Origin of the sequence: Sphaerisporangium sp. NPDC049003, from assembly GCF_043197795.1 — a bacterium.
Classification (GTDB): domain Bacteria; phylum Actinomycetota; class Actinomycetes; order Streptosporangiales; family Streptosporangiaceae; genus Sphaerisporangium.
Genome location: NZ_JBICTU010000010.1, coordinates 22,516 through 44,220 on the forward strand (window position 1 = coordinate 22,516; position 21,705 = coordinate 44,220).

The 21,705-nt window shown below is 72.3% G+C and carries 18 protein-coding genes; 3 read left to right on the top strand and 15 right to left on the bottom strand.

Going from position 1 to position 21,705, the window contains the following annotated elements; translation table 11 throughout:
* Positions 1-5: 5 nt before the first annotated feature.
* The 9 genes from ftsW to mraZ all read right to left on the bottom strand — a co-directional run bounded on the left by ftsW (position 6) and on the right by mraZ (position 11,530).
* Complete coding sequence (ftsW, locus tag ACGFIV_RS13040; protein WP_392834552.1) at positions 6-1,310, bottom strand: putative lipid II flippase FtsW; 1,305 nt, start codon at positions 1,308-1,310, stop codon at positions 6-8.
* Positions 1,307-2,680, bottom strand: coding sequence for a UDP-N-acetylmuramoyl-L-alanine--D-glutamate ligase (gene murD, locus ACGFIV_RS13045; RefSeq protein ID WP_392834555.1), 1,374 nt, complete (start codon positions 2,678-2,680; stop codon positions 1,307-1,309). The genes ftsW and murD overlap by 4 nt, the downstream gene beginning before the upstream one ends.
* On the bottom strand, positions 2,677-3,735 hold the full coding sequence (gene mraY, locus ACGFIV_RS13050) for a phospho-N-acetylmuramoyl-pentapeptide-transferase (RefSeq protein ID WP_358560688.1): 1,059 nt from the start codon (positions 3,733-3,735) through the stop codon (positions 2,677-2,679). The genes murD and mraY overlap by 4 nt, the downstream gene beginning before the upstream one ends.
* Positions 3,732-5,105, bottom strand: a complete 1,374-nt coding sequence (murF, locus tag ACGFIV_RS13055) for a UDP-N-acetylmuramoyl-tripeptide--D-alanyl-D-alanine ligase (protein ID WP_358560690.1) — start codon at positions 5,103-5,105, stop codon at positions 3,732-3,734. Before murF ends, mraY begins: the two co-directional genes overlap by 4 nt.
* Positions 5,106-5,215: 110 nt before the next feature.
* Positions 5,216-6,733 (bottom strand): UDP-N-acetylmuramoyl-L-alanyl-D-glutamate--2,6-diaminopimelate ligase, encoded by a 1,518-nt coding sequence (locus ACGFIV_RS13060; protein ID WP_358560693.1) that lies wholly within the window; start codon positions 6,731-6,733, stop codon positions 5,216-5,218.
* Between the two features lie 41 nt (positions 6,734-6,774).
* Positions 6,775-8,568: a peptidoglycan D,D-transpeptidase FtsI family protein gene (locus ACGFIV_RS13065; protein WP_392834561.1), complete on the bottom strand. Its 1,794-nt coding sequence runs from the start codon at positions 8,566-8,568 to the stop codon at positions 6,775-6,777.
* Between the two features lie 650 nt (positions 8,569-9,218).
* Entirely contained in the window at positions 9,219-9,836 is a 618-nt protein-coding gene (locus ACGFIV_RS13070) for a hypothetical protein (protein WP_392834565.1), read from the bottom strand.
* Positions 9,833-10,804 (bottom strand): 16S rRNA (cytosine(1402)-N(4))-methyltransferase RsmH, encoded by a 972-nt coding sequence (gene rsmH, locus ACGFIV_RS13075; RefSeq protein ID WP_358554798.1) that lies wholly within the window; start codon positions 10,802-10,804, stop codon positions 9,833-9,835. The genes ACGFIV_RS13070 and rsmH overlap by 4 nt, the downstream gene beginning before the upstream one ends.
* A gap of 294 nt (positions 10,805-11,098) precedes the next feature.
* Complete coding sequence (mraZ, locus tag ACGFIV_RS13080; protein WP_358554804.1) at positions 11,099-11,530, bottom strand: division/cell wall cluster transcriptional repressor MraZ; 432 nt, start codon at positions 11,528-11,530, stop codon at positions 11,099-11,101.
* Between the two features lie 432 nt (positions 11,531-11,962).
* On the opposite strand from mraZ, the gene ACGFIV_RS13085 reads away from it, so the two are divergent.
* From ACGFIV_RS13085 to ACGFIV_RS13095, 3 genes are read left to right on the top strand one after another with little or no spacing between them, the layout of a single operon-like run.
* Positions 11,963-13,039 (top strand): MoxR family ATPase, encoded by a 1,077-nt coding sequence (locus ACGFIV_RS13085; protein WP_358554795.1) that lies wholly within the window; start codon positions 11,963-11,965, stop codon positions 13,037-13,039.
* Complete coding sequence (locus tag ACGFIV_RS13090; RefSeq protein WP_358554792.1) at positions 13,039-14,319, top strand: DUF58 domain-containing protein; 1,281 nt, start codon at positions 13,039-13,041, stop codon at positions 14,317-14,319. Before ACGFIV_RS13085 ends, ACGFIV_RS13090 begins: the two co-directional genes overlap by 1 nt.
* A complete protein-coding gene (locus tag ACGFIV_RS13095; RefSeq protein ID WP_358554789.1) occupies positions 14,316-16,793 on the top strand; it encodes a DUF3488 and transglutaminase-like domain-containing protein in 2,478 nt (825 codons plus the stop codon). The genes ACGFIV_RS13090 and ACGFIV_RS13095 overlap by 4 nt, the downstream gene beginning before the upstream one ends.
* 110 nt (positions 16,794-16,903) lie before the next feature.
* On the opposite strand, the gene ACGFIV_RS13100 is transcribed toward ACGFIV_RS13095, so the two are convergent.
* From ACGFIV_RS13100 to ACGFIV_RS13125, 6 genes are all read right to left on the bottom strand, one after another.
* On the bottom strand, positions 16,904-17,293 hold the full coding sequence (locus tag ACGFIV_RS13100; protein WP_358554786.1) for a DUF3040 domain-containing protein: 390 nt from the start codon (positions 17,291-17,293) through the stop codon (positions 16,904-16,906).
* Between the two features lie 147 nt (positions 17,294-17,440).
* Complete coding sequence (gene dinB, locus ACGFIV_RS13105; RefSeq protein ID WP_392834572.1) at positions 17,441-18,697, bottom strand: DNA polymerase IV; 1,257 nt, start codon at positions 18,695-18,697, stop codon at positions 17,441-17,443.
* Positions 18,698-18,762: 65 nt separating this feature from the next.
* Positions 18,763-19,548, bottom strand: a complete 786-nt coding sequence (locus ACGFIV_RS13110; protein WP_358554783.1) for a methyltransferase domain-containing protein — start codon at positions 19,546-19,548, stop codon at positions 18,763-18,765.
* A 61-nt stretch (positions 19,549-19,609) separates the two neighbouring features.
* On the bottom strand, positions 19,610-20,020 hold the full coding sequence (nusB, locus tag ACGFIV_RS13115) for a transcription antitermination factor NusB (RefSeq protein WP_358554780.1): 411 nt from the start codon (positions 20,018-20,020) through the stop codon (positions 19,610-19,612).
* 1 nt (position 20,021) lies between these two features.
* Positions 20,022-20,582, bottom strand: a complete 561-nt coding sequence (gene efp, locus ACGFIV_RS13120) for an elongation factor P (RefSeq protein WP_358554777.1) — start codon at positions 20,580-20,582, stop codon at positions 20,022-20,024.
* A gap of 52 nt (positions 20,583-20,634) precedes the next feature.
* A complete protein-coding gene (locus ACGFIV_RS13125; protein WP_392834578.1) occupies positions 20,635-21,684 on the bottom strand; it encodes a M24 family metallopeptidase in 1,050 nt (349 codons plus the stop codon).
* Positions 21,685-21,705: the final 21 nt, after the last annotated feature.

Consider the following 21,705-nt stretch of genomic DNA (forward strand, 5'->3'; position numbering starts at 1 on the left):
TCCTTTCACTCCACGTGCCTCGATGTCGGTCGGGGCCGCCCCGTCCGGCGAATCTTCGCCAGCGTGCGACCCAGGCCAAGCCAGCTTAGAGCCCGCGCCGCGGGCCCGGGTCCACGAGCGGCGAGCGCGGCGGCCGCGCCGGGCTCGCGCTTGGCGAACGACAGCAGCATGCCGAGCGCCGCCAGCGTGGGCAACAGCGCCGACCCACCGTAGGACACGAGCGGCAGCGGGATGCCGGTGATGGGCAGCACACCGATGACCGCGCCGATGTTGACGATGGCCTGACCTGCGATCCAGGCCACGGCGGCGGAGGCCGTCAGCCGGATGAACGGGTCCTTGACGCGGGACGCCACGCGCAGCCCGGCGTACCCGAGGAGGCCGAAGAGCGCGACCACGAGCAGCGTGCCCATGAGCCCCAGCTCCTCGCCGATGATGGAGAAGATGAAGTCGCTCTCGGCGTGTGGCACCCAGCTCCACTTCTGCCTGCTGCTGCCGAGGCCGAGCCCGAACCAGCCGCCCGAGCCCATCGCGATCTGCCCCTGCGCCGCCTGGTACCCCGACCCCTGGGCGTTGCCCCAGACGTCCAGCCAGCCCTCGATGCGGGCCGAGCGGTAGCCCTCGACGCTGATCATGATGATGGTGGCCAGCGCGGCGACGGCGAGGATGCCGGAGAACAGCCGCAGCGGCGCGCCGACGACCCACAGCAGCGCCAGGAATATCAGCATGAGCACGAGCGTGGTGCCGAGGTCGCGCCCGAGCATGACCATGACCGCGAGGATCGCGGTGCCGGGCATGAGGGGGATCAGGAGCTGCCGCCACTCGATGAGGCCGCCCTTGGCCTTGCGCGCGAGCAGGTCGGCGCCCCAGAGCACCAGGCCGAGCTTGGCGGGCTCGGACGGCTGGATGGTGAGCCCGCCCATGTAGATCCACCGCTGGGCGCCCAGCTCGGTCTCGCCGATGAAGATGACCATGATCAGGCCGATGATGGACAAGGCCATCAGGGGGTAGCCGGCGAGCCGGAAGAACCGCTGCGGCAGCCGCGAGCAGATCCACATCACCGGGATGCCGAGCCCGACCGACAGCGACTGCTTGAGGAACCAGTAGAAGGGGTTCCCCGTCTTCTGCAGCGCCTCGATGCTGGAGGCCGACAGCACCATCATCAGCCCGAGCGCCAGCAGCAGCGCGCTGCACCCGAGCACCAGGTAGTAGGAAGTGAGCGGGCGGTTCAGCAGCTCGCCGAGGGCGGACAGCCGCTCGCGCCGCCATCCGGCGGCCTGCGCGCGCCCCGGCGCGATCGGGACGTCGCTCATCGCGCCCGCAGGCGGTGGACGGCTCGGGCGAAGGCCTCCCCACGGGCGCCGTAGTCGGCGAACATGTCCAGCGACGCGCCGGCGGGGGCGAGCAGCACGGTGTCCCCCGGGGAGGCGAGCCTGGCGGCTTCGGTGACGACACGGTCCATGACCCCAGTGTCTTGCCCATCGACCTCCACGACCGGAACATTCGCCGCGTGTCGCGCCAGAGCCTGGCGAATTCGTGCCCGATCGGCCCCGAGGAGGACGGCTCCGCGCAACCGGCCCGCCGCCCGCCGCACGAGGTCGTCGACGTCGGCGCCCTTGAGCAGCCCCCCGGCGATCCACACGATGGTGGAGTAGGAGGCCAGGGACGCGGCGGCGGCGTGCGGGTTGGTGGCCTTGGAGTCGTCCACGTAGTCGACCTCGGCGAGGCGCGCGACGTGGGCGATGCGGTGCGGGTCGGGCACGTAGTTGAGCAGTCCCTGCCGCACGGCGGCGGCGGGGACCCCGTGCGCGCGTGCCAGCGCCGCGGCGGCCAGCGCGTTGGCCACGTTGTGCGGGGCGAACGGGCGGACGTCGGCCAGCGTCGCGAGCTCCTCGGCCCCCCCGTCGGGGTCCTCGACGAAGGCGCGGTCGACGAGCAAATCCTCCACGAGGCCGAGCTGCCCGCGCGCGGGCACGCCGAGCGTGAAGCCGGCCACCCGCGCGGGCCCGCCGGCGTACGGCGCGGCCAGGCGGGCCGACCACGCGTCGTCGGCGTTGTGGACGACGACCTCGGCGCGCTCGTAGACGCGGGCCTTGGTGCGGGCGTACTCCTCCATCGAGCCGTGCCAGTCGAGGTGGTCGTCGGCCACGTTGAGTATCGAGGCGGCGCGGGGGGCCAGGCTCGACGACCAGTGGAGCTGGAAGCTGGACAGCTCGACCGCGAGCACGTCGTACGGCCCGCCGACGGCCTCGACGATGGGGGTGCCGACGTTGCCCACGGCCGCCGCGTCGTGCCCGGCGGCCCTCAGCATGGCGGTGAGCATGCGCACCGCGGTGGTCTTGCCGTTGGTGCCGGTGAGTGCCAGCCAGGGGGCGGCGCCCTCGGGCCGCTGCCGCCAGGCCAGCTCGACCTCGCCGATCACCTCGACGCCCCTGGCCGCCGCCTCCAGCAGGAGGGGGTGGTCGGGACGCCAGCCCGGCGAGGTGACGACCATGGCGGCCTCGGGCGGCAGCCCGCCGCCGAAGCGCACCTCCACGCCGAGCGCGGCCAGCTCGGCCGCGGCGGCCCGCTGCCGCTCGCCGTCTCCGGTCTCCACCACGATGACGTGCGCGCCCGTACGGGCGAGACCGCGGGCGGCGGCCATCCCCGACACCCCGAGCCCCGCCACGCAGACGGTGCTCATTGCTTGGGCATCCACTCGACGTAGAACAGCCCGAGGCCGGCGGCGGCGCACAGCATGGCGATCAGCCAGAAGCGGACCACGATGGTCGTCTCGGCCCAGCCCGCCAGTTCGAAGTGGTGCTGGAGCGGGGCCATGCGGAAGACCCGTCTGCCCGTCATCTTGAAGAAGCCGACCTGGATGATGACCGAGGCGGTGATGATGACGCACAGGCCGGCGAGGATGAACAGAAGGAACTGCGTGCGCGTGGTGATCGCCAGCCCGGCGAGCACCCCGCCGAGGGCCAGGGAGCCGGTGTCGCCCATGAAGATCTTCGCGGGCGGGGCGTTCCACCACAGGAAGCCGACCAGCGCGCCGAGGACGGCCGCCGCCACCACCGCGAGGTCCAGCGGATCGCGCACCCAGTAGCAGCTCGGGCCGAGCTGGTTCAGGCAGCTGTTGCGGAGCTGCCAGTTGCCGATCAGCACGTAGGCCGCGAGGACGACGCCGGTGGCGCCGCTGGCGAGGCCGTCGAGGCCGTCGGTGAGGTTCACGGCGTTCGAGAAGCCCACGATCATGATGAGGACCCAGATCGTGAAGACCACGATGCCGACCGACGGCCCGAAGTCCCGAAGGAACGACAGGCGCGTCTCGGCGGGCGTGATCGAGTAGGCGTTCGGGAACCGGACCACCAGCACCGCGAAGACGGCGCCGACGATGAGCTGCCCGAGGGCCTTGGCCCCGCTGCGCAGGCCGAGGCTCCGCTGCTTGTAGATCTTGATGAAGTCGTCGAGGAAGCCGACCGTGCCGAGCCCGGCCATGAGGAACAGCACCAGCACGGCGGAGACCGTGGGCGGCGTCCACGTGGCGAGGTGGGAGCAGGCGAACCCGATGAGCGCGGCGATGACCAGGACCGTGCCGCCCATGGTGGGCGTGCCGCGCTTCTCGTGGTGGCCGGAGGGCCCTTCCTCACGGATGTTCTGACCGTAGCCGCGGCGGCTGAACAGCCTGATCGCCAGAGGGGTGCCGAGCATCGACAGCAGCAGCGCCACCGCCGCGGCGACGAGGACGTCCATCATCGGGCATCACCGCCCAGCAGCGCCTCGGCGACGCGTTCGAGACCGGCGGCGCGGGGGCCCTTGACGAGCACCACGTCCCCTGGACGCAGCTGTGCGGCCAGCTCGGCCGCGGCGTCGGCCGCGGCCGGCACATGGACGGCCGGAGCCCCCTTGGCGCCCGCGAGGACCGGCCAGGGATTCTCCCCGACCACCCACAGCCCGGTGAGGCCGGCCTCGGCGGCGAGCCGGCCGACCCCCTCGTTCAGCGTGTCGCTCTCGTCCCCGAGCTCGCGCAGCGAGGCGATCACGGCGAACCTGCGCCGCTCCCCGCCGAGGACGCCGAGCGTCTGGAACGCCGCGCGCATGGAGTCGGGGTTGGCGTTGTACGCGTCGTTGATCACGGTCACGCCGTCGGGCCGGTCGGTGACCTCCATGCGCCACCGGCTGCGCGGCTCGGCGCGCGAGAGCTCCTCGGCGATGGTCGCCACCGGCAGGCCCAGCTCGTACGCGGCCGCCGCGGCGGCGAGGACGTTCTCGACGGCGTGCGCCCCGTAGAGGCGCAGCCGTACGTCCGCGGCGCCCGACGGGGTCACCAGCCTGAACGACGCCCTGCCACGCTCGTCCATCGTCTCGTTCTCGGCCCGCACGCCCGCGCCCGGGGAGCGGCCGAACCAGCTGACGCGGGCCTGGGTGCGTTCGGCCATGGGCCGTACGAGCGGGTCGTCGGCGTTGAGCACCGCGACCCCGCCTGCGGGCAGCGCCTCGACCAGCTCGCCCTTGGCCTTGGCGATCTGCTCGCGGCCGCCGAACACGCCGAGGTGGGCGGTGCCGACGTTGAGCACCACGCCGATCTTGGGCGGGGCGATGCGCGCCAGGTCGGCGATGTGGCCCTCGGAACGGGCGCTGAGTTCGAGGACGAGGAACCGGGTGTCCTCGCCGGCCCTCAGCACCGTGAGGGGGTGGCCGATCTCGTTGTTGTAGGAGCCGACGGGGGCGACCGTCGGGCCGATCAGCGCGGTCAGCCTGGCGAGCAGGTCCTTGGTGGTGGTCTTCCCCGCCGACCCGGTGACGCCGACGACGGTCGTGCGCGGCAGCGCGGCGACCGTGGCGGTGGCCAGCTCGGCCAGCGCCGTGAGGACGTCGCCCACGATGAGACAGGGCGCCTCCACGGGCCGGCTCGCGAGCACGGCCACCGCGCCGGCCTCACATGCCTGGGCGGCGAAGTCGTGCCCGTCGGCCCGCTCCCCCCTGATCGCCACGAACAGCGATCCGGGCTCGGCGGCGCGCGAGTCGATCAGGACGGGCCCGCGGACCACGGCGCGGGGATCGGCCATGCCCGCGAGGGCACCCGAGGTGATCTCGGCGATCCTTGCCAGCGGCAACGGGATCATTCGTTTCTTCCCTACTTCCATACAAGCTGCTCGTGGGTGTGCGGGGGGCCCGCGCCTCGCCCCTGGGCGCCCGGCCGGGCTACCGGCTCAGCCTCGCACAACGCCGTCGGTCACATGCGCTCTCGTCTGCCGATGGCCTCGGCGACCACCTGCCTGTCGTCGAACGGCAGCACTTCACCGTCGATGTACTGACCCTGCTCATGGCCCTTGCCGGCGACGACGACCACATCGCCGGGTACGGCCCGGCCGATCGCGAGGTCGATCGCCGCGGCCCTGTCGGGTTCCATGATCACATGGGCGCGCTCGTGCGGGGGCACGCCGAGTGCCCCCTCCAGCATCTCGCCGAGGATCCGCAAAGGGTCCTCGGTGCGGGGGTTGTCACTGGTGAGGATCGCCACGTCGGCGAGCCGCGCGGCGGCGTCCCCCATCATGGGCCGCTTGCCCCGGTCGCGGTCGCCGCCGCACCCGAGGACGATGATCAGGCTGCCCGAGGTGACCTCGCGCAGCGCCGCCAGCACCGACTCGACGGCGCCCGGCTTGTGGGAGTAGTCGACGATCGCCTGGAAGCCCCGGGTGCCCGGCACGCGCTCCATGCGGCCCGGGACGCCGGTGACGGTCCCCACGCCGTGCACGGCGGCCTGCAGCGGCACCCCGGCCTCCACGAGGGTGACCAGCGCGCCCAGCGTGTTGGCGACGTTGAACGGGCCCGGCAGGGCCACCGACACGTCGGCCTCGATGCCGCCGGGGCCGATCACCCGGAAGGTGCTGCCGTCGGCGCCGAGACGCACGTCCTGCGCCCGCCAGTCGGCCTCTGGCGCGCCCCGGGCGGAGAACGTGGTGACGGGCACCTTCGCGAGGCCCACGAGCTCCCTGCCGTGGTCGTCGTCGATGTTGACCACGCCCACCCGGCACAGCTCGGGGGTGAACAGCCGGGCCTTGGTCAGGAAGTAGTCGTCGAGGTCGCTGTGGAAGTCGAGGTGGTCCTGCGAGAGGTTGGTGAACAGCGCCACGTCGTAGAAGACGCCGTCGACGCGCTTGAGCGCCAGGGCGTGGCTCGACACCTCCATGGCGGCGGCGGTGACGCCCTCCTCGCGCATGAGCGCGAACAGGCCCTGCAGGTCGCTGGCCTCGGGAGTCGTCAGCGTGGGCGGGAAGCTCTTGTCCCCCACGTGGATCTCCACGCCGCCGATCAGGCCGGTGCGGTGGCCCGCGGCCCGCAGGCCCGCCTCCAGCAGGAACGTGGTGGTCGACTTGCCGCTGGTGCCCGTCACGCCGAGCACGACGACGCCCGCGGCGGGCCGGCCGTACACCCAGGCGGCCGCCTGGCCGAGCACGGAGCGCGGGTCGGGCACCACGAGCACCGGCACCCCGGCCGCGACCGCGGCGGGACGGCCGGCGGGGTCGGTCAGGATCGCGACGGCCCCGCCGGCGACGGCGTCACCGGAGAACGCGGCGCCGTGGGCGGCGCGGCCGGGCAGCGCGACGTACAGATCGCCCTGGCGCACCTGGCGCGAGTCGATGGTGATGCCGGTGACGGCGGCGAGCGGCGCGCGAGGGCCGCCGGAGGGCGCGCCGAGCAGGGCCGCCAGGCCGGACAGCGGGCGGACCGGGCATGCCGTGGGACGCATAGACGACGGGGGACGCACGGGCGAGAGCGTACCTTCCCCCGTCACCCGTCGGTGCTCATGCGCACCGATGGAGCGGTCGTACCGGTCGGCGGAATCTTTCGGCTCTTCAACGCGAACGTCATGACATCCTTGAACACAGGCGCGGCGATCTCCCCGCCGAAGTGGCCGTTCTCGGGTGCCTGAATGACGGCCAGCACCACCAGACGCGGCGCGTCCGCGGGAGTGAACCCCACAAACGTAGCGGTATATCCGCAATACCCTCGGCAGTTCTCGTCGTATCGCATTGCGGTGCCGGTTTTACCCGCTACTCGGTATCCCTTGATGGCGGCGAGCGAGCCGGTGCTGCCCTCGGCGCTCACCGCGGCCTCCAGCATCCGCGAGATGTCCTTGGCCGTACGGGGACCGATGACCCTGGTCTGCTTGGGCGCCTTCGCCGGGATGAGCCTGTGGTGCTGATCGACCGTGCCCGCGACGATCTGCGGCGTGATCCGCACGCCTCCGTTGGCGATGGTCTGGTAGACGCTCGCCATCTGCAGGGCCGTCACCGAGACGCCCTGCCCGAAGGCGATCGTGCACCGCTGGCTCCCCGACCACGACTCGCGCTTGGGGAGCAGCCCGGCCTCCTCGCCGTAGAAGCCCCCGCCGGTCTTGGCGCCGAAGCCGAACCCCTTGAGCATGTCGTACAGCGACTGGTCGCCGATCCGCTCGGCGGCCATGATCGTGCCTACGTTGCTGGACTCGGCGATGATCCCCGTGAAGGTCAGATGCTCGGGCGGGTGCGGGTGGGCGTCGCTGAGCAGCCGGTCGGCGCACTGGTACTTGTCCTTGACCTCGAACACCGTCTCGGGCCTGACCGCCCCCGCCTCCAGCGCGGCGGCGGCCGTGATGACCTTGTTCGTGCTGCCGGGCTCGAAGACCTCCGACACCGCCCGGTTGCCCCAGTCGGTGGCGGGAAGCGACCTCCACTTGTTGAGATCGACCTCCGGGGCGTTGGCCATGGCCAGCACCTGGCCGTTGCGCACGTCCATGACGATCACGCTGCCGCTGCGGGCCCCCGCGGCCTTGACCTGCTTGGCGATCGCCTCCTGCGCGGCCCACTGGATGTCGCGGTCGATGGTCAGCCGCACGCCCTGCCCTGCCACCGGCTCCTGCCGGGTGCTCCGCGTCATGGGGATGCGCTGCCCGGTGCCGCCGATCTCGATGGTCTGGCGGCCGTCCTTGCCGCCGAGGAGCTTGTCGTAGGTCTGCTCGAACCCGGTCAGGCCGGTGCCCGCGTCGCCGACGAAGCCCACCAGCCCGCCTGCGAGGTTCCCGCCCGGGTAGAGCCTGCGGTACTGCGGCGCGGCGGCGACCCCGTCGATCTTCAGGTCGAGCACGCTCTTGGCGGTGCCGAGGGGGACGTCGCGCGCGAGCAGCGTGTAGTGGGTCCTCGGCAGGGAGAGCTTGGCCACGATGTCGGCCCTGTCGGCGCCGAGCGCCGTGGCGAGGGTCGTGGCGACCTGGTCGCGCTCGGCGGGCGGCACCTTGGTCGGGTCCGCGGAGATCTCGCGGGCCTCCACCGTGACGGCCAGCGCGTGGCCGTTGACGTCGGTGATGGAGCCACGGCGCGCGGGCAGCGTCTCCTCGCGCACCCGGAGCGAGGCGGCCTTGGCCTCGAAGACCTTGGAGTCGAGCCCCTGGAGCTGGACGAGCCGTCCGGCGAACAGCGACAGCACGACGGCCATGCCCATCAGGCCGATGTTGATCCGCCGGGCCGGGTTGCCGAGGCGCAGCGGGGCCACGGGCCGGGGCGCCCAGGAACGGGGGGGCACCGCGCGGCGGGTCGGCCCGTCCATGCCGGCGCGTCCCGCCGGCGGGACGCGCCGCGAGTCCCGGCCTTGGCCGAGGAGGCGGCGGGGCAGCGGGCTTGTGGCCTCGGGCCCGCCCCTGCCGGGCCTTGGGGGGCGTCCGGCCGCGCCCGTCCTGGACGGGCCGTCGGGGCGGGGCGGCCGTCCGGATCCGGAAGCCTCGGATCGTGGCGGACGGCCGGACCCGGCGGAGCCGGGCGCCGTCTCGGGACGGCCGGTGCGCCCGTCGGTCCGGCCGGATCCCTGTGACCGGCCCGGCCCCTTGGCCCGCCCGGCCCCGTCAACCCGCCCGGAGCCGTCGATCCGTCCAGAGCCCTCGGAACGTCCAGAGCCTTCCGGCCGTCCGGAACCGCCGGAACGTCCAGAGCCTTCCGACCGGCCGGAGCCATCGGAACGTCCGGAACCCTGGGGGCGATCGGCGTCGCCTGGACGCCCTCCGGAGCCGGGACGCCCGGGGCCGTCGGGACGCCCTCCAGAGCCGTCGGGACGCCCGGGGCCCTCGGGCCGTCCGGTGCGCCCTCCGGAACCGGAGGTGCGCCGGGGGCCGCCGGGGCCGCCCCGCCCGCCCCCGGATCCACCGCCGGGCCCGTTGCCGGGCCCGCTGCGGCCCGGCCCCGGGGGACGGCCGCCGCCTTCTCTCACGGCCTCGCGACCTCCGCCTGCGCCTGAGCGTCCGCTCCCGCCGCGTTCGCCGTGTCGTCACGGCCGGAGCCGCCCGAGCCCTCCTGGACCACGAGGACCTCCGGCTCGGTGGTGTCCGGCCTCACGCCCGAGCCGTCGTTCTTGACGCGCTGGTCGAGCGCTCCCGGCTGGTCCTTCAGCATGACCTCGGTGTCCTTGTCCTGGGCCTGCTGGCGTAGCTGCTCGGTGGTCTTGCGCAGGTCGTTCACCCTGAAAGAGTCCTGCGCGAGCACCAGGTTGAGCAGCAGCAGGCTCACCAGGCCGCCGCACAGCAGGCCGACGACGAGCAGCACGAACGGGGCCCGCGGCGCGGACGCCCGCCGCGTGCCCTGGGCGGCGCCGCCACCGGCGGCCGGCCTGGTCGCCGCGCCGCGCCGCGCCGGGCGGGGCGCGGCGGAGCGCCGCACGGTCCTTCCGGGCCCCGAAGGAACGGTCCTCCCGGGCCCCGAGGGCACGGTCCTTTCGGGCCTCGGAGGCGCCGCGACCCCACCCGGCGCGCGCGAGGGCCTCTCACCGAGCGCGATCGCGCCGTCGCCCATGCCGGTGTCCTGGGTGTTCTCCTTGTCAACGCTCATTCCGGCTCCCGGATCCTCTCTGCGGCCCGCAACCTGGCCGAGGCAGCGCGCGGGTTGCGCGCGACCTCCTCCTCGTCTGGGAGCTCGGCTCCCCTCGTCACCAAGCGGAACCTCGGCTGGTGGGCCGGCAGCGGGACGGGCAGCCCCGGAGGGCTGGTGTCCCTGGTTCGCGCGGTGAGGGCCTGCTTGGTCAGCCGGTCCTCAAGTGAGTGGTAGGAGAGCACGACCACGCGCCCTCCGACCGCCAGTGCGTCGAGGGCGGCGGGAAGCGCCCGTTCGAGAGCGGTCAACTCCCCATTCACCTCGATCCGTAACGCCTGGAACGTTCTTTTTGCGGGATTTCCCCCGGTTCGTCGGGTCGCGGCGGGGATCGCCTCGCGGACGATCTCCGCAAGTCGCTTGGTGGACGTGACGGCGCTCGCGGCGCGCTCCCTGATGAGGAAGCGCGCGACGCGGGACGCGAAGCGCTCCTCGCCGTAGTCGCGCAGGATGCGGGTCAACTCCCCCTCGGAGTAGGTGTTGACCACCACATCGGCCGTGAGCTCCTGCTCGGGATCCATCCGCATGTCGAGTGGAGCGTCGTAGGAGTAGGCGAATCCGCGCTCCGCCTCGTCGAGCTGCGGGGACGAGACGCCCAGGTCGAACAGGACGCCGTCCACCCGTGGGAACCCGGCGCGGGAAAGCACCCCCGGAAGCTCGTCGGAGACCGCCCTCACCAGGGTCACGCGCCCGGAGTACGGCGCCAGGCGCGCGGTGGACCGCTCGATGGCGGTGGGATCGCGGTCGATGCCGACCAGGTGAAGATCGGGATGCGCTGCCAGCAGTGCCTCGGCGTGACCGCCAAGGCCCAGGTTGGCGTCGACCAGAACGGGGCTGGGACCGGAGAGCGCGGGAGCGAGGAGCTCCAGGACACGGCGGAGCATCACCGGAACGTGCCCGCCCGGCTCGGCATGATTTTCGACATGCATGGTCAAACCCCCTTTGCCGCCATGGTTGTGTCGGTTCAACCCCGGGACACTACCTGCTCGCGGATATGCGGCTTTTGTATCGTCTTGTCGCCGGTGGGCTCACGCCCCCACCCCTGTGAACGGCTCGCCCGGCCAGGTCCCCATCCGCGTCCCCAGGTCGCGCCCCGCCACCTGACACCGGGGAAGGTGCATCAGCTGGCGGCGGCGCTGGTGGTGGACCGGGAGTCTCCCAGGCACCGTGGGAGCGGGTGGAGACCTCGCCGAACGACGTCTTCACCGACGAGTCGACCGTTTCTAAAGGACTCCTGGCAGCACCTCCTCCGACAGCTCGGAGAACGCCTGCTCTTGGTCGGCCAGGTAGGTCTCCCAGGCCGTCGCGTCCCAGATCTCCAGCCGGGTGTTGGCCCCGATGACCGCACAGTCTCGGCGGAGGCCAGCGTATTCACGCAGGCTCTGGGGAATGGTGATCCGCCCCTGCTTGTCGGGCGTCTCGTCGGAAGCACTCGCGAAGAAGACACGACTGTAGTCGCGGACGGCCTTGGCTGTCACAGGCGCGGTGCGCAGCGCATCGGTAATGCGCTGGAACTCCTCCACGGGAAAGACGTAGAGGCACCGCTCCTGGCCCTTGGTGATCACAAGACCCTCCGCCAGCTCCTCACGGTACTTCGCCGGCAGGAACAGTCGTCCTTTCTCATCCAGACGCGGTTGATGGGTGCCGAGGAACACCGGCCCCACCTCCCGTGCCATGTGGAACGGCTGGCGCATGGACCCCAGCCCCTCCACTGCGCACCACCATACTCCACTTCTCCCCACCGTCAACTGATTCAAACGGTATTCGACCGGGGTTCCGCTCGCGTTTACGCAGGTCAGACGGGGTGGAGCGGAGTGGAGCGCCAGAGGGCCCCCGCACAGGCGCACGGGCGTGTCGGCGTCCGCCCTTGACACGCTTGGCCCGCTCTCGCCGGGGATGCCGGGAAAGGGGGTCCGCGGGTGGGGGGAAGTGGGGGGCCGGACCCGCCCCGACGTCGCCTTATGTCACGGGATTCGCACCTCGGCGCGACAGGAACATGACCCCGGAGAAGAACACTTAGCCTGTTCACCCGAAATATTACGGAAAGTCGCTCCGGAACCTGCGGCATCGTAGTGTCGGTAAGCACAATGAAGAAGGAATCGCAAAGCCCCCCGCATAACGATCCCGGCGCGGGGCTGCCGCACCCCCATGGAGGCCCAGTGGGAATAACCCACGATGTCGGACAGGAGCTGGAAGGTCTGGTCGCCACGGCGCATCGGATCCGTGAGGCGATCGAGTCGGTGATCGAGGGAAAGAGCGATGTCATCCGCCTGACCCTCACCGTGATGCTGGCGGAGGGGCACCTCCTGATCGAGGACGTGCCCGGCGTCGGCAAGACGATGCTGGCCAAGGCGTTGGCGCGGTCCATCGACTGCCCGGTGCGCCGCGTGCAGTTCACCCCCGACCTGCTTCCCAGCGACATCACGGGCGTCAGCGCCTTCAACCAGCAGTCGCGTGAGTTCGAGTTCAAGCCCGGCCCTGTCTTCGCCAACATCGTGGTGGGCGACGAGATCAACCGCGCCTCCCCCAAGACCCAGTCAGCGCTGCTGGAGTGCATGGAGGAGCACCAGGTCACCGTCGACGGCACGACGTACTACCTTGAGACGCCGTTCATGGTCATCGCGACCCAGAACCCCATCGAGATGGAGGGCACCTACCCCCTCCCCGAGGCCCAGCGCGACCGCTTCACCGCGAGGATCGCGATGGGCTACCCCGAGCCCGCCGCCGAGCTGGAGATGCTCGACGTCCACGGCGCGTCCTCGCCGCTCGACAAGCTGGAGCCCGTGGCGACGACCGCCGAGGTCCGGGCCCTGATCGACGCCGTGCGGGCGGTCTACGTCTCCCAGCCCGTCAAGAAGTACGCCATCGACATGGTCACCGCCACCCGCCAGTCCCCCGACCTGCGCCTGGGCGCCTCCCCCCGCGCCACGCTCCATCTCGTACGGGCGGCCCGCGCCCACGCCGCCCTGTCGGGCCGCGACTACGTCATCCCCGACGACCTGCAGGACCTGGCCATCCCCGTGCTGGCCCACCGTCTGCTGCCGAGCCTGGAGGCCCAGGGTCAGCGCCGCCGCCCCGAGCACGTCATGGCCGACCTCGTGCGCCGCGTCCCCGTGCCCGAGAGCCTGGAGAAGGGGTTCGACGGGGCGGGATCGCGGCGGTGATGGCGGGGCTGAGGGCGCTCACCTCACGTGGCAGGTCGTTCCTCGCCTCCGGCACCGCCGCACTTCTGTGCGCGATCGCCCTCGGAGAGCACGACCTGCTGCGCGTCAGCGTGCTCGTCATCGTGCTGCCGCTGCTCGCGGCCCTCGTCGTCGCGCGCACGCGCTACCGCCTGAGCTGCGCCAGGCGGCTCGACCCGAGCAGGGTCGCGGTCGGCTCCGACAGCACGGTGACGCTACGGCTGGAGAACGTCACCCGGCTGCCCACCGGCCTGCTCCTCATCGAGGACACCGTTCCCTACGCCGTGGGCACCCGCCCCCGGTTCGTCCTCGACCGGGTCGAGTCGCGCGGCATCCGGGAGATCGACTACAAGGTGCGGTCCGACCTGCGGGGCAGGTTCCCGGTCGGGCCGCTGTCGGTCCGCATCACCGACCCCTTCGGCCTGGTCGAGCTCACCCGGGCGTTCAACACGACCGACACGCTGATGGTGGTCCCGGAGGTCGTGCCGCTCCCGCACATCCGGCTCTCGGGAGAGTGGACCGGCGGCGGCGAGAGCCGTACCACCAGCGTCGCGTCGGCCGGGGACGACGACATCGGGCCCCGCGAGTACCGCCAGGGCGACGACCTGCGCCGGGTGCACTGGCGCTCCACCGCCCGGTACGGCGAGCTCATGGTCCGCCGCGAGGAACAGCAGTGGCAGAGCCGGGGCGCGCTCCTGCTCGACACCCGCAGGCACGCCCACCGGGGCGAGGGCCCCCGCTCGTCCTTCGAGGTCGGGGTCTCCGCGGCGGCGTCCATCGGGGTCCATCTGGCCCGCGAGAGCCTCGGCCTGCGACTGGTCACCGACCAGGGCGCCCAGCACCTCGCCGACGGCGGCGCGGGCAACTCCCTGCTCGACGCGCTCGCCGTCGTGCGGCAGAGCACCGCGCGGTCGCTGGAGTCCGGCATCACGGCGCTGCGGCAGGGCGGCGGCGACGGGCTCATCGTCGCCGTGCTCGGCGACCTCGACGCCGAGGAGGCCCATGCGCTGGCCCGGCTGCGCCACGGCGGCATCACCGGGGTGGCGGTCATGCTCGACGTGCGGAGCTGGCAGCAGACCCCCTCCCACCACTCCGAGGCGGACGAGTCGTACGAGACCGCGCGCGCCGTGCTCGCCGGTTCGGGCTGGCGCGTCGTACGGCTGCCGGCCGGCACCTCGCTGGCGGCGGTCTGGCAGGACGCCGCCCAGAACAGCAGGTACATCGGGCCGCAGGCCACGATCACGGCAGGAGACGCCGCATGAGACTCCCGATCGCGGCGGGCCTGGCCACGGCCGCGGTGTCGATCACCCTGTACCCGCTGTTCAGCGGGGGCGCCTGGTTCTGGACCGGGATGGGCGCGATCGCCGTGGTGACCGTCGCCTCGGCCCTGACCATGCGTCACACGGTGCCCCGGTGGCTCGGCCCCCCGCTGGAGCTGCTGCTGCTGTGGATCTACCTGACGCTGGTGTTCGCCGGTGACGAGACGTGGGCCTGGGTGATCCCCACCAAGGACACGGTGGTCGCCCTCGCCGACCTGACGCGCGCCGGGTTCGCCGACATCCAGCAGTACGCCGCCCCGGTGCCGTCCAACCCGGGGATCTCCCTGCTCACCGCGGGGGGCATCGGCCTGATCGCCCTGCTCGTCGACCTCCTCGCCGTACGGGCGCGCCGCGCCGCGCTCGCGGGGCTGCCGCTGCTGGCGCTGTTCACGGTCCCCGCGGCGGTGATCTCCGACCCCATCGCGTGGCCGGCGTTCCTCATCGGCGCGCTCGGGTTCGTGGGCCTGCTCACCGCGGACGGGCGCGAGCGCCTCAGCCACTGGGGCCGCGCGGTGCTCGTACGCCGCTCGCGCGGCACGGACGCCAGGGTCAAGACCGACGCCGCCCCGCTGTCGCTGGCCGGAAAGCGCATCGGGTTCGCGGCCATCGCCCTGGCCATCGGGCTCCCTGCCACGCTGCCGACCCTCCAGCCCAACCCGTTGTTCGGCTTCGGCGTGGGCTCCGGCACCGGCGAGGGCGGCAACACGATCACGATCCCGAACCCGATCGCGAGCCTGCGCGGCCAGCTCACCCTGCCCGACAACGCCACGGTCCTCACCTATACCAACAGCGACAACATCCCGCGCTACCTCAGGATGTACTCGCTGGACACCTTCGACGGCGTGCAGTGGACCATGTCGCAGCCGAAGGGCCGCCCGGAGAACCGCGTGTCGCGGGGCCCGCTGCCCTCTCCCCCCGGCCTCTCCCCGACCGTCCCCCTGAAGGGGGTGACGACCCAGGTCACGGTCAGCGACGATGTCGAGAAGCTCAGCTTCCTGCCTCTGCCTTACCCGGCGACGCAGGTGCGGGTGGAGGGCGACTGGCGGGCCGACGAGAGCACGCTCATGGTCTTCTCCACCCACGACACGGCCGGCGGCCAGAAGTACGACGTCGCGAGCCAGGAGCCCCAGCCGACGCCGGACGGCCTGACGGGGCTGACCGAGCCCCCCGCGCCGGAGGTGGGCGAGCGGTACCTGCAACTGCCCCCGGACCTGCCTCAGCAGATCGCCGCCGCGAGCGAGCGCCTGGTCGACGACTCCGACACGCCGTACCAGAAGGCGGTCAAGCTCCAGGCGTGGTTCACCTCCAACGGCGGGTTCGCCTACAGCCTCCGCACCCAGGGCAACGGCACCGAGGCGCTGCTCGACTTCCTGAACAACCGCAGGGGCTACTGCGAGCAGTTCGCCGCCGCCATGGCGGTGATGTCCCGTGTGCTCGGCATCCCCGCCCGCGTGGCGATCGGCTACACCGGCGGCTCCCTCATCGACGGCGTGTGGCAGGTCCGCACCCACGACCTGCACGCCTGGCCGGAGCTGTACTTCGAGGGAGCCGGATGGCTGCGCTTCGAGCCCACCCCCGCGGGCGGTCTCGGCCAGGCGACGGCCCGCGTCCCCGACTACTCGCGCCCGCCCGTCTCGACGGCCGCGCCCGGCGACGGGGAGACCGCGAGCCCGACGTCGGACCCCGACTCCACCGACCTGGCCGAGACCCTGGCCGGGAGGAAGCGGGACCCCCGCGACCCCGACGCGGGCCTGTCCACCGACCCGATCATCGTCGACCAGGGCCTGTCCGTGCCCGCGAAGATCGGCGTCGGCCTCGGGATCCTGCTGCTGGTCGTGCTGGTCCCCGCGGCAGGGCGCGCGGTGACCCGTCACCGGCGCCGGCGCGCCTGGACGCTCCAGGCGGCGGCCGGGCCCTCGGCCCAGGAGGCGCGTGTGAGCGGGCGCCCAGACGGAACCGCGCACCTCGGGCACGCGGTCCACGCGGCCTGGCGCGAGCTGATCGACACTCTGCACGACCTCGGGCTCGGGCACGAGGCCAGCGAGACCCCGCGCGCGCTCGCGAGACGGCTCACCGAGAAGTACGAGCTGGACGCGGAGACCTCGGCCTCGGTCGCGAGGATCGCCTCGGCCGAGGAGCGGCTGCGGTACGCGCCCACGCCCGGCCCGGTCGGCTCGCTCGGGGCCGACGTGCGGCGCGTGCGGGGGGCGCTCATGGCGGCGGTGCCGCGCGGGCGGCGGCTGCGGGCCGTGTTCCTTCCGCCCTCGACCCTGCTGAGGGTGCGGAGGGCGGGCGAGAAGGTGCTCGACGGGTTCGACAGCCTGGAGACGCTCCGGCTGTGGCCGCGCCGCGACCGCCCCGAGCCGCCCGACGGGCAGGCGGCCGGGGAGCGCGTGCTCACCGGCTCCCACCGCTGACGACCCCCCGGGCGGACCGGCTCAACGGTCGTACGAGCCGTCCGCCCGGCCAGGTCTGATCGAGGTCTCCCCGGCGGGCGCCCCCCGAAGGGGGCCCGCCGTGACGCGGCTCAGCGCTCTTCGCCCCTGCGGCGCCAGCGCTCCTCCATGCGTTCCATGAAACCGGGGCGGTTGGCACGCCGCCGTTCCGGCTGCCCGGGGGCACCCGGCCTGGCTTCACCGCCGAACCCGTTCATGCGTTTCCAGCTGGACAGACCCCACAGACACGCGGCGAGCATGACCACGAAGCCGCCGACACCGAGTGGGATAATCGGTGCCACGACGCCGACCATCAACAGGACGACACCGAGGACAAAGCCGATGGAGGCTTTCACCAGGCGACGTTTGTAGTGGTTGCGTGGATCACTGATCCGAACGGTATTGGCCCACTTCGGGTCCTCGGCGTAGAGGGCCTGCTCGATCTGGTCGAGCAAGCGCTGCTCGTGCTCAGAGAGCGGCACGGCGCCTCCCAAGGACAGCCCCTTGACGGGGAAGACGGCAACGGGCACCACAGGGTGTCCGGACCTCGCGGTCGGTTATCCCCAGAATACGAGGCTGTAGACGTAGGCGAAAGAAAACGTCCAACGTAGACCAAACCGGAGGTGACGTCATAGATCTATTCCATCAAACGGAGACCGGACCAGCGACGCCGGGCGGACCGCTTCGGGACCGAACCTCCGCATCGCCTTGTCCATAGCCATTTCGGCCTCCCGCCAGCCTGTTTCGCGCTCCCCGAGGCCGAGCTGGCGGGTCGCCGTGCCCGCCGGGCGCAGGTTCTCCACCCTCACACCGACCAGGCGGAGCCGCACACGATCGAGCCCGGCGGCCCCGTAAAGGTCACAGGCAGTGGCATATATCTCTTTCGCAACATCGGTCGCCTCGCGGAGGGTGCGGGAACGGGTGATCGTCGTGAAGTCGGAGCGGCGGAGCTTCACGCTGACGGTGCGGCCCACGTGACCGCCGCTCCGCAGCCGCGCGGCGACCCGCTCGGAGAGCCTCAGCAGCTCGCGGCGGATCGCCTCCGGGTCGTCGACGTCGTGGGAGAAGGTCTCCTCGGCGCCGATGCTCTTGTCGGGGACGTGCGGGGTGACCCTGCGGTCGTCGCGGCCCCAGGCGAGTGCGGCCAGATGCGCGCCCGCGGCCCCGAACTCGCGCTGGAGGGTCGAGGGGGGCACCTGGGCCAGATCGCCCACGGTCTTGATGCCCAGGCGCACCAGGGCCTGCTCCGTGCGCTCCCCGACGCCCCACAGGGCCGCGACGGGCAGCGGGTGGAGGAACTCCACCACCCCGCCCGCGGGGATGACCAGGAGGCCGTCAGGCTTGCAGTGCCGGGAGGCGAGCTTGGCCACGAACTTGCTGCTCGCCACGCCCACCGAGCACGTGATGCCGTGACGCTCGGCGACCTGGGCGCGGATCAGCGCGGCGATCTCGGCGGACGGCCCCAGCCTGCGCAGGGCCCCGCCCACGTCGAGGAACGCCTCGTCGGAGGAGATCGGCTCCACCTCGGGGGTGATCGCGTGGAAGATCTCCATCACGCCCTTGGAGACCGCGGAGTACTTCCCGTGGCTGGGCGGGATGATCACGGCCTGCGGGCAGAGCCGGCGGGCGCGCGTCATCGGCATCGCCGAGTGCACCCCGTACGCGCGGGCCTCGTAGGTGGCGCTGAGCACGACCCCGCGAGCGCCGGCGGCCCCGATGATCACCGGGGTGCCCTTCAGCTCGGGACGGTCGAGCAGCTCGACGCTCGCGAAGAAGGCGTCCATGTCGACGTGGAGGATCGGGCACCCGGTGTCGTCGGCCAGCGGCGCCCGGCCAGGGCCAGGGCCCTGCCCTGGCTCCGACCGCAGAACCTGCTTGCGCGACACAGGGCAATCCTAACCGAACAGGCGTTCCATCAGGGGCCTGCGCCGGCGGCGTCCGGCCGTGGCGCTCATCGGTGGCCGAGGACGTGGAGCTGGGTGGCGATGTCGCGGAGCACGGGATGGGCGGCGGCGGCCTGCTCCAGCGCGATCAGCGCCTGGGCGGCCCCCGGCTCCCCGTCGAGCAGGCGGCCGGGCACCAGGTCGGCGAAGACGCGCACGCCCCTGGCCTCCCCGGGGGTGAACCCGGCGGCCGAGAGCAGACCGGCGAGCGCTTCGCCGCTGAACCGGCGGGGCGTCGGGTCCTGGTCTCCCCACCTGCCGGAGGGGTCGGCCAGCGCCTGCCTGGCCTCGTCGAAGTGGCCGGAGAGCGAGCGGTGGATCGCCGTGGCGACCGGGTTGGCCGCGAGCACGCTGACGACCCCGCCCCGCCTGAGCAGGCCCGCGACGGCCGACAGCGCGCTCTGGGGATCCTCGACGTACTCAAGGACGCTGTGGCACAGCACGAGGTCGGCGCTGCCCGGCTCCAGCAGGTCGCGCAGGTCGGCCGCGTCGCCCTGGATGCCCTTGACGGCCACCCCCGCCTCGGCGGCCCGCCGCTCCAGGCCCGCCAGCGAGTCGGGGCTGGGATCGACCACGGTGACCGCGTGGCCCAGCTCGGCGAGCGGCACGGCGAACCCGCCGGTGCCGCCTCCGGCGTCCACGATGTCGAGCCGCTCACGCCCGCAGGCGCCCGCCCGCTCGGCCAGCACGGCGCGAAGCGCTTCCCAGACCACGGCGGTGCGCACCGCCGGGGAAGTGGCCGCCTGGCGTGTGGCGCCTTCGGTGCGCAACTTCAGCTCGCCTCCTTGAAGCATGTCGGTCCGCCCCAGCCTACGCCGTGGGCCGGGCGCCCTCCGAGCCACGGCCGGAGCCGGCTCAGAGGGCGAGGGACGGCTTGAGCTGCTTGAAGCGGGCCAGCAGCCCGTTGACGAACTGCGGCGACTCGTCGGTGGACAGCTCCGAGGCCAGATGGACCCACTCGCTGATGACCACCGCCTCCGGGATGTCGGGCACCCACAGCAGCTCGTACGTGCCGGCGCGCAGAAGGTTGCGGTCGACGGCGGGCATGCGGTCGAGGGTCCAGCCCTCGGCGTAGGTCGAGATCAGCTCGTCGATGCGCGACCGGTGGCGGTTGACACCCTCGACCAGCGTCGCGGTGTACTCGTTGACCGGCGGCTCCGCCCGCTCGACGCGCTCGGCGAGCACGTTCGCCGGGGGCTCGCTCCGCAGTTCCGCCTCGAAGAGGATGTCGAGTGCGCGCCTGCGCGCCTTTCCCCGGGCCGACACCTCAGGCCCGGCCGAGGTACTCGCCGGTGCGAGTGTCGACCTTCACCCTTTCGCCCGTCGTGATGAACAGCGGCACCTTGATCTCGGCGCCGGTCTCCAGCGTGGCCGGCTTGGTGCCGCCGGTGGAACGGTCGCCCTGCAGGCCGGGCTCGGTCTGGGCGACCGTCAGCTCGACGGCCGCGGGGAGCTCGATGTAAAGGACGTTGCCCTCGTTGACCGCGACGGTCGCCAGGGTGTTCTCCAGCAGGTAGTTGGCCGCGTCGCCGACGGTGGGCCGCGAGACGTTGAGCATGTCGAAGGTCTCGGTGTCCATGAAGACGAAGTCGTCGCCGTCCATGTACGAATACTGCATCTCGCGCTTGTCGACGTTGGCCACCTCGACCTTCACCCCGGCGTTGAAGGTCTTGTCGACCACCTTGCCCGAAAGCACGTTCTTGAGCTTGGTGCGGACGAAGGCGCCGCCCTTGCCCGGCTTGACGTGCTGGAAGTCGACAACGCTCCACAGCTCACCACCGTCGAGCTTGAGCACCAGGCCGTTCTTTAGGTCGTTGGTCGTCGCCACTCGTTCTCTCCTGCGTCGTCATGGTCGCGCTCGCTCGGCCGCCGTCCTGTGGTCACAGGATCAGCAGCTCCTTCGTCGTGCGGGTGAGGAGTTCCGGACCGTCGGCGCGCGTCACGAGAGTGTCCTCGATCCGGACGCCGCCCCTGCCTGGCAGGTAGACGCCGGGCTCGACGGTGATCGGAACCCGATCCTCAAGTCTACCGGCACCGGCAGGACGCAGGAACGGGTCCTCGTGGATCTCCAGGCCGACGCCGTGACCGAGGCCGTGACCGAAGTGCTCACCGTATCCGGCGTCCTCGATCACCCGGCGCGCGGCGGCGTCCACCTCGCCCAGGCCGGCCCCGGGCGCGAGCGCGTGCCGCCCGGCGCGCTGCGCCTCGCGGACCAGGTCGTACACCTCCCGCTGCCACCCGGAGACGGCTCCCACGGCGACCGTCCTGGTCATGTCCGCGTGGTACCCCTCGTACAGCGCGCCGAAGTCCATGGTGACGAGGTCTCCGCGCTCGATGGGCCGGTCCGAGGGCGAGTGGTGGGGGATCGCGCCGTTCGGCCCGCTCGCCACGATCGTGTCGAAGGCCGGACCGTCGGCGCCGAGCTCGGCCATGCGGGCCTCCAGCGCGCGGGCGACCCGCTTCTCGGTCATGCCAGGCGCGATCGTGCCGAGCACGTCGGCGAAGGCCCGGTCGGTCAGGTCGCAGGCGGTGCGCAGCGCCTCGATCTCGGCCTCGTCCTTGACCACCCGCAGCAGCTCCACGAGCCTGCCGACCGCGGCCGGCTCGCGGTCGAGGCTCCTGTACCTGGCCACGGACATGTCGTGCGCCTCGATGCCCGGCCGCTCCGCCATCTTCACGAGGCCGCCGACGACGTCGCGATCCTCGACGACCTCGACCTCGGCGCAGACGCGGCGCGCGGACTCGATGTAGCGGGAGTCGGTGGCCAGCACCGCGGACGCGTCGTCCCGCACCAGCACGGCGGCGTTCGAGCTGACCAGCCCCGTCAGGTACCGCACGTTGACGCCCCGGGTGACCAGCAGCGCGTCCACGTCGTGCTCGGCCAGCAGTGCGGCGAGCCGGGCACGCCGAGATTCATGAATGACGGACATGTCCCAGACTGTACGGCCTGA